This window comes from Bacillus licheniformis DSM 13 = ATCC 14580 (genome assembly GCF_000011645.1).
Lineage (GTDB): Bacteria > Bacillota > Bacilli > Bacillales > Bacillaceae > Bacillus > Bacillus licheniformis.
This window is the reverse complement of the sequence record NC_006270.3, coordinates 594,277-612,500: the sequence shown is the minus strand read 5'-3', so window position 1 is coordinate 612,500 and position 18,224 is coordinate 594,277. Positions and strand designations below refer to the sequence as shown.

Genomic DNA, 18,224 nt, shown 5'->3' with positions numbered 1-18,224 from the left:
GCTTTCTGGTTAGGTACCGTCAAGGTACCGCCCTATTCGAACGGTACTTGTTCTTCCCTAACAACAGAGTTTTACGATCCGAAAACCTTCATCACTCACGCGGCGTTGCTCCGTCAGACTTTCGTCCATTGCGGAAGATTCCCTACTGCTGCCTCCCGTAGGAGTCTGGGCCGTGTCTCAGTCCCAGTGTGGCCGATCACCCTCTCAGGTCGGCTACGCATCGTCGCCTTGGTGAGCCGTTACCTCACCAACTAGCTAATGCGCCGCGGGTCCATCTGTAAGTGGTAGCTGAAAGCCACCTTTTATAATTGAACCATGCGGCTCAATCAAGCATCCGGTATTAGCCCCGGTTTCCCGGAGTTATCCCAGTCTTACAGGCAGGTTACCCACGTGTTACTCACCCGTCCGCCGCTGACCTAAGGGAGCAAGCTCCCGTCGGTCCGCTCGACTTGCATGTATTAGGCACGCCGCCAGCGTTCGTCCTGAGCCAGGATCAAACTCTCCATGAAATAATGGAGCGCAGATTAAGTTCGTCACATCCTGTGACAACATCTGCATGACCTGCATCGTGCAGGCCCCTGACTACGCACATTCGCATGTACGATTTATTTAATGAATTAACAGGTACGTTTTGTCTTGTTTAGTTTTCAAAGATCATTCTAAAAATGGAGCGGGTGATGAGAATCGAACTCACGACATCAGCTTGGAAGGCTGAGGTTTTACCACTAAACTACACCCGCATCGCGAATATATGGCGCGCCCGAGAGGAGTCGAACCCCTAACCTTTTGATCCGTAGTCAAACGCTCTATCCAATTGAGCTACGGGCGCTTCATCAGGCGACTTAACTATAATACTATGAATATCAGTTAAAGTCAAGAAGTTTTTTGAAGTTTTTCTGCCGAATGAATGAAGTCTTTTTTGTTTCGACTTTATCCATTATACACATTTTAAGATTTTTGTACACCCTTTAAATGATGAATATAATATCTGTATTTAAAAGCTGTAACTTCGTTGTCTCAGCGACGAATAATAATATATCATGCATCCAACTGATCCGTCAACACTTTTTTCATTTTTTATACCCCTGAAAAAATAATGCTTACAGCCATTCATAATAAATGACGCTTTACTTGCCTTTTCATCTTATGTGATGTTTTATTGAATGTTCCCCAACTTCATTACAATATATACTGAACCGAACTATAAACCATTAACCTCGACAGCACTTTTGCACGGTCATTTAATGAAGCTTTTATTCAAGATCTTCTTTTAGGATATCTAAGACGCCTCCGATACATACAAATATGCAGGCAGAAATCTTCGCTATAGGAAAATTTCCGCCTGCAAACTTCAAATGCTTCATCTATATGCTCTTATGCTCTGCCGTTGAGACTCGACCTGCATGTCCCTCAACAATTCAAATGGTCACCCGCTGATTTTAGCGCTTGCACCGCTTTGTGCTGTTTCCGATTTATAGTTGCGGAAATTATGCTCAAGCTGTTCAAGCGTGAGGCCTTTTGTTTCAGGAAGGAATTTTTTCACGAATGCAATGGAAAGAAGTCCAAGTCCGACAAAAATGTAGAATGTCGAGGACAGCCCAATCGATTCAAGCAGTATCGGAAACGAGAATCCGACAAAGAAATTGGCGATCCACAAACAAAACACGGTGACGCCCATCCCGAGGCCGCGTACGCGAAGCGGGAATATTTCAGAAAGCATGAGCCATGTTACAGGAGAAATGGCGCCTTGTTGGAATGCAAGGAAGGTTACAGTCAGCGTAAGTACGACATAAGGAAGAGCAGCTGAACCTTGAAGGACGTTTGAGAAGATGCCGATAAGCAGCAAAGCTGATGTCGTTCCTATTAAACCGGTCAACAGCATCGGTCTGCGTCCCACTTTTCCTAAAAGCCAAATCCCCACGAACGTCGCCAATACTGAAATGACACCGTTTGCAATATTGCCGATGAGTGCAGCTTTAGTTTCAAACCCGGCATTTTTAAGAATTTCTGTTCCGTAATACATAATAGAGTTTACACCGGTAATCTGCTGAACGACAGCGATACCGATTCCAAGAAATACGATTCGGCGCACCCAAGGAACAGCCAGGTCCTTATAATTCGCTTTTTTCATTTCCGATTCTTTCATGACTGCAGCTTCGATTTCAGCAACTTCCGAATGCGCCCTTTTTTCCTTGCGGATTCTTTTCAGAACACCCAGCGCCGCTTCATTTTTCCCTTTAGAGACAAGCCATCGCGGACTTTCGGGCATTCTCAGCATACCAAAGAACAAGAATACAGCCGGGACTGCGGCAATGGCCAGCATGTAACGCCAAACATGTGAGGAATCGCCCATTGTGGTTCCGAGGATGGCATTGAAGGTAAATGCCAAAAGCTGTCCGGAGACAATCATTAATTCATTTTGGGTAACCATTCGTCCCCTTTTTTCTGAAGGAGACATTTCAGCCAAGTAAGTCGGGACTGTAACAGATGCTCCTCCTACGGCAACTCCGAGCAGGAACCGTGAGATAACCATAACCGTCACATCAGGCGCAAGCGTACATCCAAGCGTCGAGAAAAAGAAAAGTACAGCTAGAAAAATGATGTTCTTGCGGCGTCCGATATAATCGGATAGCCTTCCGCCGAACACCGCTCCCAATGCGGCTCCCAGGAGAAGCGAACTCGCGACCAATCCTTCTGTAAATGCTGTCAGGTTCAGCTGATCTCCTTCAGACATATAAGGCAAGGCTCCGTTGATTACTCCGGTATCATACCCGAATAGAAGCCCGCCGAACGTCGAGACTAAAATAATAGTACGCAAAAATGATTTCTGATTTCCCTGTTCATTCATATTGATTTCCCCCGCCTTTGTTTAAATGAAAATTGATTTATTTCCAAAGGTTTTCGAAACATCCTTAATAGTAGCTCATTTCTTTTTCCTAAAAGCTTCATATCTAACTTTTGAAAGTTTCGCCCCAAGCAACCCCTCCTTAACAGAAAATTAAAAATTTTATTTTGATGGAAGCTGAAGCCTCCTTGCAACCAATTACCCGCAACGGAATATTTTGGAATCGCTTTCATTTCTATTCCGTTTAAATAAATTGTTAGGTTATAGTTATGTTTTTGGTACATCTTTGTTAGGTCTGATATTATCATAATTTTAAAAGCGCTTTCAGTCAATATAAATTTCAGAAAACTTATCTATTTTCATTGAGTAAAATCGCCGCCAACCCCGGTATGAAAGAAAAATATCCAATCCGCATCGTTTCATTTTCTTTTTTTGTTATTTCTCATTACTTTTTTACTCTTGTCATTTCATAGTGATCTTTTTGTCATTTTTTTGTGATGTATAGAATTTTAGTCCCAATAAAAAAATACCAAGGGGCAATCCCTCAGTATTTTTGCCTGCCTGCAGCGGACATTCAATTATCTGTGTACAGCAACATGAATCAGCTTTCCTTTGACAGCAAGGCGTCCTTCGGTTCTCACAGCTTTGTCACATGTAATCAGTGTAATTTCCTTTTTTTTCGTCTCTTGAATCACATCTGTGTCCATTTCAGAAATGAATTGTTTCGACGTCACAGCGTATATATAGTCTTTTTTAAAGTCTGTGATTTTAACGGTATCTCCTTTTTCAATGTTGAGAAGGGGACCGAATAAGAGGCTCTCCCGCTTCATATGATGGCCTGCCAGCGGGTAGTTGCCTTCGCCCATTTTCTGATCGGGTCGCATTGTTGTCGCTCCGTAAAGAAGATTTTGATTGGTTGTGCCCTTCAATATCGGAAGCTTGAGATTGACGCTGCTTATGGTGATCCGGCCGATGACCGCTTTTGATTCACGATCGAGGCTGGCTTTTATTGTTTCCAAAATAGAAGGCGGCTGAATCGCCTCAAAATCAAATGAAGCCTTTTGTGCATTGTTTTGTTCCGCCTGTTCAGCAGTCAAATCAAAATTTTTATTCTTGTTGAGATTGATGATGATGCTTTCTTTAATGAAAGGAGACAAGACGAAGAGTATTCCTGATATGACAAGCACGGCAACGATCATTTTTTTATACATGCCTCACAGTCCTTTCTTTAAAAAAGCACCTGACCGGTTCAATGATCAGGTGCTTCAATGATTCGTTTACGCCTTTCTTTGTTTCTTTCTTGTGAAGAAAGCGAAGGCTCCTCCAGACAGAATCAGCAGGATGCCGATCATGATCGGAATGATGCTGTCTGTGTCACCGGTTTTCGGAAGCGTATCTTTCAAATGACCGTTGTCATTTGTTTTAGGATCTCCTTTCGAATTTCGGTCCGGTGTGCCTTTGTTATCTGTTTTAGGGTCTCCCGAATTCGGGTCCGGTGCGCCTTTATCAACAGCCGGCGTTTTCAGTTTTTCATTGGACGCGATCACCTCGACCGGTTTTGTCTGTCCTTTTTTAATTTCAAAAGGAATCGGTGTTTCATCCAGCTTGTAACCGTCAGGAGCCTTCGTTTCGACAAATTGATAGCGTCCAGGTGCCAATCCCTCCGCTGTGAACTGCCCGTTTTGGTCTGTAGTCCAGACTGCCGGCAGCTTTTTGCTGTTGCCTCCGGCTTTAACTGGCTTTCCATCGGCATCGAGCAGTTTGAATTCGGCTCCTTTTAAAACAGCCTTTTTATTGTTGCTGTCCACTTTCGTCAGTTTCACATCGCCAGGTGTCAATTGGTTCTCTGCAGTCAGTTCGATTTGCTTTGTATCAGTATTTTTGACTGTGAACGATATTGGCGTCTTATCCAATTGATAATGCTTAGGCGCTTTTGTTTCGACAAATTGGTAGTTACCGGGCTTAAGACCGTACACTGTGATCCGGCCGTCTGCGTCTGTTGCCAAACCGGTTTTCAGCACCTTGCCGGTTTCATCTGTCAAATCGAACTGCGCTCCCTGAAGTCCGGCGCTCTTGTCATCCTGGCCGACTTTTGTGAGCACAACGCTGTTTTTCTTGTTGAGAGCCGTCAGTTTAACCTGTTTCGGCTCACCTTCGTGTTTCCCGGTAATGGAAAATGGGATCGGATCTGTTGACAGCAGGTAGCCGTCAGGCGCATGTTTTTCAACAAATTGATAGCTTCCCGGCGCCAAATCGCCAGCCTCGATTTTGCCGCCTTCTTTAGAGATCAAATCGTCTTTGACCGTTTTGCCTTCGCTGTCAATGATTTTAAACACGGCTCCTTCTAATCCATTGCCGTCTTCATCTTTTTTCTCCAAGTAAACAGAACCTTTATAGTTAACGAATGTGCCCGCATCTACATGTTCAGGTTTTCCTTTAGCGGAATCCGGGATGACAAACTCGATTTTCCCGCTGTTCAATACAAATCCATCAGGCGCTTTCGTTTCTACGAAAGCATAGCGCCCAGGCGCCAGGCCTGAAGCCGTAACAGTTCCATTTCGATCTGAGACCAGTTCCTCCTGTACGGTATTCCCGATTTGATCTGCGATCTTAAAAACGGCTCCTTCAAGCTTGTGGCCTTTCGCATCTTCTTTTGTTAAATGAACCGAGCCTTTATAATTAACAGCGGCGCCTGCATCAACCGGCTCCGGTTTCCCTTCAGCTGAGCCCGGGATGGTGAATTCTATTTGATCGTTGTTTAACATAAAGCCCTCGGGCGCCTTCGTTTCCACGAAAGCATAGCGCCCAGGCGCCAGGCCTGAAACTGCGATTTTTCCGTCTTCATCGGAAGTGAGCTTTTCATGAACGGTTTTGCCTTCATGATCAACGATCTTAAACTCAGCGCCCTTCAGCGTACGGCCTTCCGCATCCTCTTTTGTCAAATAAACCGAACCTTTATAGTTGACGGCTTTGCCTGCGTCCACGGATTCCGGTTTTTCTTTTGCCGATTCAGATATGGTAAACTCGATTGCCTTGCTGTTTATCACATAGCCCTCGGGCGCTTTGGTTTCAACAAAGGCATAGCGGCCAGGCGCAAGGTCAGATACCGCGGTTTTCCCGTCTTGATCTGAGGTGAGCTTTTCATGAATGGTTTTGCCTTCATGATCAATGAGCTTGAATTCAGCCCCCTCTAATTGACGGCCTTCTGCATCTTCTTTCGTTAAATGTGCTCTGCCTTTATAGTTGATCAATGTTCCTAAATCAACGTCAGGTACTTGATTCTTATCATTCGTTTTGACGGAGAAGCCGAGTTCTTTTGTATTTAAGAGATAACCTTCAGGCGCTTTCGTTTCCAGCAAACGATAATCGCCGGGCGGCAAACCGTTGATCTCAACTTTTCCGTTTTTGTCGCTCTTAATATTTGTACGTATTGTCGTAAAGGCGCCATCGCCGGATTTTTTCTCCAGCTTGAACACGGCTCCTTCCAACGGATTCTTTTGTTCGTCTTGTTTGATAAGCGTCACCTTATTCTTCTCATTCACGACTTTGTAAAGCGCTCCGGCACTTGAAGAGCTGCTGTTAATCTCAACGGAGACCCCGTCTGCATAGGCGTCGCTGATCGTATATCCGTCAGGCGCCTTGATTTCTTTTAAAATGTAAGTGCCATAGCGAATATTGCCGAATGTCAGCTTGCCGTTGTCGTCAGTCGTTCCTGTCCGCAGGAGCTGCTCATTATCTTTTGTCCGCAATTGAAAATCTGCTCCGGAAAGCGGCGTCCCGTCTTCTCCCGTTTTAAGGATTGTCAGGCTTCCTCTTTCCCCTGAGCCTGAACCGCCGCCGCTTGAAACGGCAACAAAGACCGAGCTGTTGTTTTCCTGGGTCTGTTCCTGGACATTCGTTCCCGAAATCGACACTTTGTTGTTAACATGGCCGCTCGTGCCGGCAATATTGATCAATGATTGATATTGAATAACATAGGCGCGGTCGATTTTTTTGTAATCGCCTGTAAATTTCAGGACAAATGATTGTTCGCCGGTTGCATTGTCGGTCTTGATATCCAGTGTATAGTCCTCGCCTTTCTTAAGCTGAACATCATCCGGGACAAGATTTCCGCTGCTGTCTTTGACTGCACCTTTTTCATCATATTTAGCCTGATAAACTTTAAAAGAATCTTCAGCTAAAATTTGATTGGTATCCGGAGTATCGGTGACTTTTACATCTTCCAACACCGACTGGCTCGCGTTGACATTGATGCTCCAATCGACATAACCTCCGTTTTGTTTGCCTCCTTTGAAAACGAGGCTTCCTCCGTCTGCGACCGAAACGGATGCCGTCAACTCACGCTCTGAATATCCGGCATTATGGTACGTGGCCTTATTGGTGTAAGGATCGTGCTTAATGACCTGTCCTTTTAGCGATGTTTTAAATTCAATAAGATACGGGACGGAATCGTCCGTTTTCAAATGGACGGTCAAAGTTTGTTTATTGGCAGCCGACGGCTCTTCCACATCATATTGGGAGGCGGGCAGGATGTCTCCTTCTGTGATGGAACCGTCTTTATTAACTGAATAGCTCTTGACGACAACCGAGCCTTTTTCAAATTGCTGGTCATCTGCTAAAGAATCTTTAATATAAGGGTTTTTTGACGGCTCTCCATTATAGTTGATGCCGATTTTCCACGTGATTTCTTTTGAAACAGCGTTGTATAAGCCGTGTTTGAAGCCGTTGTGGGATGTCTGGCGATTCGGCGTAAAACTGCTCGCTTCCTTATTTTTGCGTTCAGTGCTGCTGTGATCAGTCCACGTTGATTCTGCCGTGTTTTTGACATTTTCGTTGGAAAAGTCGGCATTCATATTCGTGGTATACGTGATCTTAAGCTGGCTGTTCGTTGTCGCATAATCTCCGATGAGTTCCAGGAGAAAACCTTCATGATCCGGTTTTATTATCAATGTATAGTCTTTGCCTTCTTCAAGCGTTTTGTTATTCGTCACATCCTGAAGGCGGAATGATCCGTCGAGGAGCGTGAGCCCGCCGCTTTCGAAATTGTCATCCAACTTCCAATTGTTCATCGTGTAGTTGTTTTTGTTGATTGCGATCGTCCAATCGACCGTTTTCTTCTTGTAATCAATGTTTGAGTAGCCTTTTATCAAATTCTGCTGAACGGCTGTACCTGAAGCTTTCTTTGATTCTCCTGTTCCGGTCACTGCAGTGTTCGTATAGGTTGTTGATTTATCGATGATTACTCCGCTGTTGACCTCGGTTTGATACGTGATTTTGTAAGCTCCGGTAACATCTTGGTTAAATTTGATTTCAAACCCGCTTCCATTATCAGAGAGCGTATAATCCTTGCCTTCCGTTAGAGGCGTTCCAGCCTGCTCACTGCCGTTCTGATTGAAAGTAATCGGAATCACCTTTAAGGAATCTGAAACAAGATGCAAATCAGCGGAACCAAACGAGTCTGTTATGCTCGCTTTGGATTCGTCGATTTTTTTCTCTCCATAGTTATATAAAATCGTCCAGCTGAACGTCTGTGAATCGCTTTTATAACCTGTCGACGATTTTTCGATCATTTTCCCGTATTTGGCCGTGACAGAGGCCTCTGCAGAAGCCGGTTCCAGATTGTCTCCGCCGAACGTTGCCTTGTTCCTAAATGCAGCGTTTCCGCCTTCGTTCGGTTTTGCGGAGTCATCGATGTCCGTCACATAGATGAGGCGGTAAGCCGAATCTATCTCACCGTCGAATGTGACATTTCCATCTGCGTCTACGGTGTAGCCTGAAAGAACTTCATCTCCCCGGCTGACTGAACCATCTATGTTGACATCCAGCTGATAAACTTTGACAGAACGATAGGTCAGCCCCTCTGGAAAGTTCTGCAGCTTGGCATTTTTCACCTGATCCAATTTTTTGTTGAGGTCGACTGTCCATGTGACCTGCCCGGGGTTGATGCCTTTATCGAAAGTTCCTGATTTATCAATGGTTTTGCTTACTTTTGGTTTGAAATAAACCGTTACTTCCGGAGTGTCTGATTTCACCGGAAAAGGAATCTTTTGAGTCGTCGAGCCTTTTATTTTTTGTGCGTTGAACTGGGTGTTGACAAACAACGTCCCTTTGACATTCGAATCTTCTTTCACTTCGCCGTTAAACGTCATCACAACGTGGCCTTTTGTATCAATTGAAAAATAGCCGTACGTGATGCCGTCTGAGCTTAATGGCTGATTCGTAATGTCGTTGTACATGATAAAAGCTTCAGGCAGATCAAATTCATAGCGGTCGCCGTCGTTTATCGTCTTTCCGAGCTCATTCGGGATGTCCCAAGTAATTGAGATTTTCGCCGGAGAATTCGTGTCGGCTCGATTGCTTTTGTCATAAGGCTTTCCGTGCTCATCCGTCAGCGTCACGCCGGTTAAAATATTTTGGGTGATTTGATTGCCACCGGACGCAAGGCTTCCGGCTGCCGCCAGTCTGGAAGATGCCGCCGGTTTTGAATCGCTGTTCTCAGCGTCGGCAGCTTTTTTCTTCGTTTCCTCTTGGTCCTGTCCTCCTGAAGATTTTGATTGATCGTCTGACTGATCGTCCTCAGATGACGGAGGATCATTTTTCGCCGTTTCCGATTCGGAGCCTGTATTCACGGGTATGATCACTTGCTGTGTCTTGCCTGCTCCGAGTTGAAAGAGAGCTGTGACCGTTTTTGTATCGCTTTTCATATCTGCGGCAAACTTTGCTGACAGCGCAATGGCCCCTTTTGCTCCGGCAGAGCCCTCGGCAGGGCTTTTTAGAGTTACGGTAAAAATGTTGCTGTCCGCTTTCACTTGATAGCTGCCGATGATCTGCTGATCTGCCGATTTCACTTCTCCCTCGGCATCCTGAGCGAATTCGAAGCTTTTAGGTACCTCTACAGTGAAACTGTTTTCGGCGCCGGCTTCTTCATCGTTTTTTAACGACCACTCGTATGTGAGTGTCACTTTGTCTCCCGGCTTTAATGCTGGTTCGTCTCCCTTTGAGCCGTCAACCGTTTGATCTTCGCTGTTTTTGATTGTCACTGAATCAAAAAACACGCTGCCGCCTGTTGATGTGCCGGCAGCCACTGCCGTCAGCGTAAAGCCGACAACTTGACTGAAGATCAAATACAATGCCAGGCAAGTGACCAAAAATGATTTCAGCCCTCTTTTTTTGCTGAGGCTGAACGAATATTTTTTCGATCTCAAATTGTGATTCCTCCCCTTTTATAATGTTTTTGTGTACGGATCGATTGAGCCTGGAAATGGACGGCCTCCCTCCTGAAAATTTTTTTCTATTTGCAGAATGACAGGCTTTTAAAATCGTTGCTGTATGTTTAGCGGCGGTAGTCAAGATGTCGCGGGTATGAATTTTGCTTTATGTCAGCTGACATCATCCGAACCAAACTACATTGTATGGGATGGAACTATACAATTTCTGAACATCGAAATGTAAGCTGAAAATGGCATAAAAAAAGACCGGCTGATCCGGTCTCGCGTTTACCTTTAATTCATTTTGTCCTTCATAAGTTTATAGCGCTCATATTCCTTGATCGCTTCTTCTACATTCCCGGTTTTATTAAACAGCTGCATCTTGTATTGGATGATTTTATGATCGCACGGTTCGATTTTCTCGACCAGCAGACATATATCAAGCCCCCGGCGGTAGTCTTTTTCATGAATAAGAAAATCGACCAGTTCATAAGCTTTTCCAAGCCAGATCCGGGCAAGCCGCGTCTTTTCGGGTTCGGCCCACAAATAACCGTGTTCCATAAAGTAATGGTTTTCGTATGCAAGCAGCAATTCCATGTGCCTGTTGATCGTCGCCATATGGATGGGAGGAGCCTCTTTCAGCGACTTTTCCCATTCGTCAGCATCCACTTTCACACCGGAAATCCGGAGGACATATCCTGTGTCAGTCTTCTCGATGGATTGACCGAAAGGAAGCCTATCGATTAATTTCCTGATTTGATAAATCGCTGAATATAGCTGAGTGCTTGCTTTAGAGACATCATGATCCTGCCAGAACAGGTCGATCAGCACGTCTTTGCTGATCACATGGCCGTGATGATGAAGCAAATACGCGTAAATTTCACGGGCCTTGGATGTTCTCCACTTAACAGGTATATATGTTTTGACGCCCTTCTCTGCTTTGTAAAATTGCAAATTCCCAAAACATTGGATGAAATAGTCCCCTCCGGCATTTACCGCTGAAGCCTTTAGCAAGCTGTTTTCCCTGATCCGTTCAATCGTCTTCACGAGCCGGACGTAATCGACGGGTTTAAGCAAATAATCCACCGCATTTAATTCAAACGCTTTTATGGCAAAATCGTTATAAGCCGTGATAAAAACAACCTGAATGTTTTCATTCATCGATTGAATCGCTTCAGCGAGCTCAATCCCGTTTATCCCCGGCATTTCAATGTCAAGAAACACCGTGTCTATATCCCGAATATCCGGATATTCCAGAACATCAGCCGGATCTTGAAACATTTCAATGAATCGAAAGCAATTTGTTCGTTCAAGCATATTTTTAAAATGAAGCAATGCCAGTTCCTCGTCATCCACAATTAACGCTTTCACGACACACCCACCCCATTTTTCATCGAATCATCTGGAAATTATGATAATGATTATATCATGTCTACGGACCTATTTAGTTGGATTCATTTTCTTAATCTTGTCGTTTATTAACATTTAAGAGTACAATATTCATAAGATTCGACAAGACTGCAGCAGGTGGAATGAGGAGTGCTCATGTTGAAAAAGCTATTTGTTTTCATTTCGATTATTCTCGGCTATGCCGGCTTCTTTTTTATTTTCTTATTCATTAACAACCAATTGTCCGAGCAAAACTACCCTGAAGCGAAGCAAGGAATCATCAATCTGGAAACATGGGATTTTCAGAAAGACGGGAACATCGCGCTCACCGGAGAATGGGCACTATACCGAAACCAGCTTCTCTCCCCAAAGGACATTCATGCAGGCAAAGGAAAAGCCCCCATTTATTCCGATGTGCCTAACAATGTCAAACTTACCGATTCAGGAAAAAACGTGGATTACGGTACATACAGACTGATGATCCGGTCAAAGCAAGACAATGAGATGTTCGGAATCAGCACCTCTTTTATAAACAGCGCAAACCGAGTTTATTTCAACGGCAAATTGATCGGGCAGAGCGGAACCCCTTCAAACAAAGCGAATTTCACGGCGCAAAACAGGCCTTATACGAGTTTTTTCGAGGTTCGCCGCGGAGACAACGAGTTGATTGTACAATTTTCGAACTTCAAAAAAACACCTTCATGGGGGATAGAAAAACCGATTGCCTTTGGGATGCAGCAGCACATTTTACACCAAAGCAAAATCTCTTTTTTAAATGAAACCAGCATGATCACAGCATTCTTTATTACCGGTTTATACTTTCTCGGCTTTTTTCTGCATCGAAGAAAGGATAAGCACTTATTCTTTTTTTCCACGATGTGTCTTCTTTTTTCGGTCATAGTGCTTTTAATCGGAAGAGAACGAATGATCTTTCTTCTCTTTCCGTCTATCTCATTCTCAGCTTTAAGCGTCGTGAGGGCGACCACAATGGTGCTTGTCAGTATGGCGGTTTTTCTCTATCTATATTTCGCTTACAAAGAAATCGTTTCGAAAAAATGGATAATCGCCGCGACTGCATTTTCTGTACTGGTTTTGATGATTGATTTTATTACCTGGGGTTACACAGACCGTCTCGCATATATATTGCACTCTGTTCTTGCCGTCACGACTTTGATTTATATTACGTATGTGTTTGCGATTTCTGCTGTTCGGAAAATGAAAGGCAGCCTTTATCTTACGATTGCAGCGATCTCGATGAGCGCATTCGTCATTTTAACGACAGTTTCTGCTTACAGCGGCAAAAGAGGCTTTTCATTCAATTCGCTCTATGCCGTGCCGTCGATCATCGCTTTGCTGGCGGCTGTACTGATGATGGCGCAGCAATTCGCAGGCGCATTCCGCGAGAACGAAATCCTGTCCTTGAAATTGCTCAGAATGAATCGATTAAAAGACGAGTTTATCGCCAAAACATCACATGAATTTAAAACGCCGCTGAACAGCATGATTAATATATGCCAGACCCTTTTGGCAAGGAAGAGAAAAAGGACGTTAGAGGAAGAAAAAGAAAATCTGCAGCTGGTCATCCGCATGGGATACAGACTCTCCAGTCTGGTGAACGACATTCTCGATTTGGAAAAAATGAAGCAGGGCATGCTGCAGATTCAGGCCGTTCCTGTCGATGCCCATTCGGCGATCAGCACGGAAATGGACTTCTATCGGCTGTTGTCAAAAAATAAAAATGTCCGGATTGTAAACCGTGTTCCATCCGGACTGCCGCTCGTCTTGGCCGACGAAAACCGCTTCCGGCAAATCATGACCAACCTGGTTGATAACGCGATCAAGTATACGCCGGAGGGGCAGATTACGCTCTCCGCCGAAAGGCTCGACCAAGAGAAGGTCAAAATTACAGTAGCAGATACAGGAGTCGGCATACCAAAAGCCGTGCGTCAATTGATATTCGAAGCTTTTCAACAAGCAAAAAACCATAAAGACGACGGAGCCGGGCTTGGTTTAAGCATCGTCAGACAGCTCGTTCAGCTTCAAAATGGAGAGATCTGGGTAGAATCGGAAGAAGGGAAAGGATCGGCATTTCATTTCACACTGCCTGTTGCAAAAAATGACCCTCTTCCTGACGCGAAGAAGGAGAACATGCCTCAACAGCAAGCCGTCAGAGATCTGCCCGATGTTTCTATCAGCACGCCGTACTACTCAAAGAAAATGGATGCTTCAACTGTTTTGATCGTCGATGATAACATCGAAAGCTTAAAAATTTTGGCCGATATGCTTGAAGGCGTTCCTTATCAAGTCATCGCAGCAAAAAGCGGCCATGAGGCTCTCGAAGTCGTCTCCCGTTCAAAGCTTGACTTGGTGATTTTGGACCTGATGATGCCGGATATGACAGGGTTTGAAGTCTGCATGAAAATCCGCGAAAGGTTCACAATGGTGGAACTTCCGGTTCTGATCATTACGGCAGCCATCATCGACCATGATAAATACAAGGCTTTTCACGCTGGGGCAAATGACATTTTGCAGAAACCGTACAACTACACTGAATTTGCAGCCCGCGTTAAAAACCTGATCATGATGAAAGATACGGCAGCCCAAGCGACAAATATGGAGATGGCATTCCTCCAATCGCAGATCAAGCCGCACTTTCTTTTCAATGTATTAAATACCATTATCGCGCTCAGTCATTTGGATATTGAAAAGGCGCGCGAAGTGACGGCTGATTTTACAAACTACTTGAGAATGAGTTTTGACTTTCAAAATACATCAGGGATGAGTTCTTTCAAGCATGAACTGTCGATTGTGAATTCGTATCTTTCCATTGAAAAAACGCGCTTCGGCGATCGGCTGGACGTCATTTACGATATTGAGGAAGACATCGACTTTACCCTTCCGCCTTTAATGATTCAGCCTCTTGTCGAGAATGCCGTCCACCATGGCATCAGCAAGAAAAGAGGCGGAGGCTGGATCAAGCTGACGGCAAAAAAAGAAAGCGAAAACCGCTATTATATCAAGATAGAGGACAACGGAATCGGCATGCCGCCGGAGAAACAACAAGATATCTTTTCTTCTCATTTCACTCATAGTGTCGGTATGAAAAATATCAACCGCAGGCTGAAACACTTCTGCGGAAGTGAACTGAATATCGAAAGTACGCCTGATAGCGGGACCGCTGTCTCAATGGTCATTTCTATCAATGAATCCGCGGACGTCTCAGACTCCGCCATCCAGCGGGCGCCTCTATAACAACAAAAGGACGGAATCAAGTGATTCCGTCCTTTACCTTTACCGCTCCCCCTGGTTTTCCCGCGTTAAAGCAAAAAAAGCGAAAGAGCCGATCACAGCAGTGATGAACATGATCGCACCCATTGGAACGGCCGTTGTTTCATTCATTCCAACGAGAGGCGAAACGATCGAACCGAGCAGCAGCGGAAGCATGCCCAGCATTGCGCTTGCACTGCCCGCACGGTGCCCCTGGTTTTCCATCGCCAGCGTAAATGTGCTTGTCAACGTCATTCCGATGGTTATCATGTAGATAAAGATTGAAATGACAATCGCTGCAAGCGGTCCTTTCAAAATCGTCATCGTCAGGAGAACGGATGTCGCGATGACAGCGGTAATGACCGCGATCCGCAAGAGCTTCCTCTCATGAATGATTCCCCCGAATCGCCCGATGATAAAGCTTCCCGAAATAATGGCGAGGCCGTTAATGCCGAACAGCACGCTGAACACCTGAGGAGAAACCCCATAGATATCCTGATATACAAAAGGCGTTCCGGATACGTAGGCAAAGCTGCCTCCGTGAATGAAACCGACAGTCAGCGCATAGCCGATAAAAGACCGATCCTTCAACAAGCTCCCCATCGTTTTGAGAGACGAACCGATTGAGCTTGGAATCCGTTTTTCGGGCGGCAATGTTTCAGTCAATTTCATCGAGATAACGAGTACTAGTAACAATCCGATCAATGCCAGCGTATAAAAAATCGTATGCCAAGTAGCGAACGGCAAAAGCAGGATGGCTCCCCCCGTCATCGGCGCGACCATCGGCGCAACCGCGGTGATAACCATTAGAAGCGAGAAAAATTTAGAAAGCTCTCTCCCTGTAAACACGTCCCGTACAATGGCGCGCGACAGCACAATTCCAGCCGAAGCGGTAAATCCCTGTAAAAAACGGGCAAGCACTAATGTCGCGATATTAGGCGACAGCGCGCAAAACAGTGAAGACAGCGCAAACAGCGAAATCGAAATTAATAAAGGTTTTCGCCTTCCCTTCGCATCGCTCACAGGCCCAATCACGAGCTGGCCGATGGTAAGGCCGATCAAGCAAGCCGTTAAGCTGAGCTGCACAAGCGACGCACCGGCTCCCAGGTCATCCGCTATTTCAGGGAAGCTCGGCAAATACATATCGATATTAAGAGGTCCAAGTATGGCAAGCATTCCGAGCAGAAAAGCCAATGCCAACCTCTCTTTTCCAACTGGATTATGAAGCATAAAAACATCAAAACCTTTCTATCAACCTAGTTAACATCTCTGTTTCTATTGTTACAGGCTGCAAAACATTTGTATATTGTACCATATTTTTTGAACAGTGAAAGGCGGTTGCATGAAAAATAAATGCACCCAATTGACTTTATTGCCATAAAAAAAGGCCTCCTTAAAGGAGAGCCTCTTTTTATAGATTATTTCATCGCTTTGACGATAAGCGATGCCAAGGCTTCAGCACCTTTCGGCATCAGGTGGACGCCGTCGGCGGTGAAATATTCGGGATGTTGCAGTGCTTCAGCGTGCCAATCGACCAATGTCACATTTTGACGGCTGTCCGCATGCTTCCGAAGCGATTCATTCACCTTGCTCTCCCATTGTCGGGGGACGCGCGTATTCACGAGATAGACATCCGCTTTTGAGAAAGCATCAAGCAAAGCGTCCAATTGGCCGTCCGTAAAATAGCCGTTTGTTCCCAATTCAATGACGACGGCTTTGTCCGGATGATTAAAGGAGGCGTAGGTTGATGTCAATTGAAGCGCTTCCCTCACTTGCCTTCCAACCTGTCCGTCGATTGTGATTCCCGGAATCTTCCGGCGCAGGCTTGAAGCGATGTCCAGCATGACCGAATCCCCGACAGCCAATACTTCTTTTTCGATGCGATCCGGCTCTTTTTCCGCAGACTGCTCATCTTTCGTATCTGACGATTCCTCCCCGTTTCCGGTTTTACTCTCATTTCCGCTCTCAGTTTGTGCTTTCTTATCGTCCTGCCGTTCTTCACTTTTGTCAGCCGGCTGATCCGCTGAGGCGCTTGTTTCCTCATAAGATTTTGAATAGGCCTGCTGCGGCTGTTTCTTTTCGTCGGCCAATCCCGACAGACCCCCTGCAAAAACGAGGAGCGCGGCAAACATCAGGCCGATTGATATTTTGCTTGGAACGGAAGCCGTTTTCCATTCCGTGATCTTATCCAGAAAAACCCGGCTGACAAACGGTTTAAAACCGTCTTTTCGGATCGGCTTCTCAATAAAGCGATACGAAAGTTCCGCCAGAATAAATGTAACGGCGACCTTCATCGCAACATGCCAGTACACCGGATTTCCAATCTCCTGAACAGGCGTGCTCAGCACGATAACGGGATAGTGCCAAAGATAAATGCCGTACGACCTTTTCCCGATCCAGCGCAGCGGCTTCACGGAAAGGGCAAAGCCCAGGAAGCTGCTCGGATGACTGACGCATGCAATCAAAATAGCTGCGATTATGCTGATTATAAGCATTCCGCCGTGATAGAGAAACGGGCTGAATTCATCGACAAAATAAATGCACATCATAAGCAGCGCGAAAGCGGCAAGCTCAGTTCCGTGCAATGCATGCTTGAGGCTGTTGGGGAGCCTGTTCCCAGACAGCCTTTTCATCGGCCACACAAGGGCTAATGCGCATCCGATCAACAGCTCGAAAGCGCGTGTATCCGTCCCGTAATATACACGGCTCGGATCGCCGCCCGGGACGTACAGGATGCTCATCCATATGGCTGAACAAAGCGCACACAGCACAACCGCCGCTGCAAACCTCTCCCGCTTTTTAAATATGTAGATGCCCAACAGCAAAATGATCGGCCAGATAAAATAAAACTGTTCTTCAATCGCCAGTGACCACAAGTTTTTTAAAGGAGACGGCGATCCGAAACTATCAAAATATGACAGGTCGTGAAAGATAAACCACCAATTGCTGACATACAAAAGAGAGGAGATCGCATCTCCCCGTACGGTATGCATCAGCTCTCTGTTAAACAAAGCGACCCATATGACGGTTGCGAAAATCATGAGCGTCGCCGCTGGAAGCAGCCGCCGTATCCGGCGCACCCAAAAATCGCGGAATGTGAGGGAAATGTCATTTCCATACGCCGGCAGGATAATCGATGTAATCAAATATCCTGATAAAACAAAAAAGATATCAACCCCAATGAAGCCTCCGTCGGCCCAGCTCATGTTGAGGTGGTAAGCGATAACCGCCAAAACGGCAAAAGCCCGAAGGCCGTCTAACCCCGGTATGTAACGGTGTTGTTGTGTCTGATCTCGCATGGTATTCCTCCAATGATATGTACGTACGATTCTTCTGTATGTTTCGTGCCTTTTACGGCTCCGATATTATAGACGAAGTCAGGACGGTTTTTTGTTTCAAAAAATCGTCATTTTTATCTTCCCTGAGTAATGCCGTCTCTCTAGTATAAGAGTTTCCTGCAGAATATGTTGTTACAAAGTTGTAAAAAATAAGAAATCCATGATTTCAGCGAATCA

General features: G+C 45.4%; 7 protein-coding genes, 2 tRNA genes, 1 rRNA gene and 1 pseudogene (1 of these 11 running past the window's edge). 2 read left to right on the top strand and 9 right to left on the bottom strand.

The window, feature by feature from the left end:
- The 7 genes from TRNA_RS24520 to TRNA_RS24490 all read right to left on the bottom strand — a co-directional run.
- Positions 1–509: ribosomal RNA gene (locus tag TRNA_RS24520) — 16S ribosomal RNA — on the bottom strand (it extends 1,041 nt beyond the left edge of the window).
- A gap of 157 nt (positions 510–666) precedes the next feature.
- Positions 667–740: transfer RNA gene (locus TRNA_RS24515), tRNA-Gly, on the bottom strand.
- Positions 741–752: 12 nt separating this feature from the next.
- Positions 753–829, bottom strand: a tRNA-Arg gene (locus TRNA_RS24510).
- Positions 830–1,426: 597 nt separating this feature from the next.
- Positions 1,427–2,848 carry a sugar porter family MFS transporter gene (locus TRNA_RS24505; protein ID WP_003179221.1) on the bottom strand — a complete coding sequence of 474 codons (1,422 nt, stop codon included), beginning with the start codon at positions 2,846–2,848 and terminating at the stop codon, positions 1,427–1,429.
- A gap of 575 nt (positions 2,849–3,423) precedes the next feature.
- Complete coding sequence (locus tag TRNA_RS43805) at positions 3,424–4,056, bottom strand: class A sortase (protein WP_003179219.1); 633 nt, start codon at positions 4,054–4,056, stop codon at positions 3,424–3,426.
- 66 nt (positions 4,057–4,122) lie between these two features.
- Positions 4,123–10,050 (bottom strand): SpaA isopeptide-forming pilin-related protein, encoded by a 5,928-nt coding sequence (locus TRNA_RS24495; protein WP_011197585.1) that lies wholly within the window; start codon positions 10,048–10,050, stop codon positions 4,123–4,125.
- A 297-nt stretch (positions 10,051–10,347) separates the two neighbouring features.
- Positions 10,348–11,424, bottom strand: a complete 1,077-nt coding sequence (locus TRNA_RS24490) for a response regulator (protein WP_011197584.1) — start codon at positions 11,422–11,424, stop codon at positions 10,348–10,350.
- 174 nt (positions 11,425–11,598) lie between these two features.
- Between TRNA_RS24490 and TRNA_RS44035 the strand changes: the two are divergent.
- Positions 11,599–13,494: pseudogene (locus tag TRNA_RS44035) on the top strand (ATP-binding protein); the annotation flags it as partial.
- Between the two features lie 96 nt (positions 13,495–13,590).
- Positions 13,591–14,694 carry a response regulator gene (locus TRNA_RS44030; protein WP_305954424.1) on the top strand — a complete coding sequence of 368 codons (1,104 nt, stop codon included), beginning with the start codon at positions 13,591–13,593 and terminating at the stop codon, positions 14,692–14,694.
- 39 nt (positions 14,695–14,733) lie between these two features.
- Here the strand turns inward: TRNA_RS44030 and TRNA_RS24480 are convergent, their stop codons facing one another.
- Complete coding sequence (locus tag TRNA_RS24480) at positions 14,734–15,939, bottom strand: Bcr/CflA family efflux MFS transporter (RefSeq protein ID WP_003179212.1); 1,206 nt, start codon at positions 15,937–15,939, stop codon at positions 14,734–14,736.
- A gap of 188 nt (positions 15,940–16,127) precedes the next feature.
- Positions 16,128–18,008: an acyltransferase family protein gene (locus TRNA_RS24475; protein ID WP_003179210.1), complete on the bottom strand. Its 1,881-nt coding sequence runs from the start codon at positions 18,006–18,008 to the stop codon at positions 16,128–16,130.
- Between the last annotated feature and the right edge of the window lie 216 nt (positions 18,009–18,224).

Bases quoted from the DNA above. Each gene is read 5' to 3' on its own strand.
- TRNA_RS43805 (WP_003179219.1), bottom strand. From the start codon at position 4,056: ATGTATAAAAAAATGATCGTTGCCGTGCTTGTCATATCAGGAATACTC.
- TRNA_RS44030 (WP_305954424.1), top strand. From the start codon at position 13,591: ATGCCTCAACAGCAAGCCGTCAGAGATCTGCCCGATGTTTCTATCAGC.
- TRNA_RS24505 (WP_003179221.1), bottom strand. From the start codon at position 2,848: ATGAATGAACAGGGAAATCAGAAATCATTTTTGCGTACTATTATTTTA.
- TRNA_RS24475 (WP_003179210.1), bottom strand. From the start codon at position 18,008: ATGCGAGATCAGACACAACAACACCGTTACATACCGGGGTTAGACGGC.
- TRNA_RS24480 (WP_003179212.1), bottom strand. From the start codon at position 15,939: ATGCTTCATAATCCAGTTGGAAAAGAGAGGTTGGCATTGGCTTTTCTG.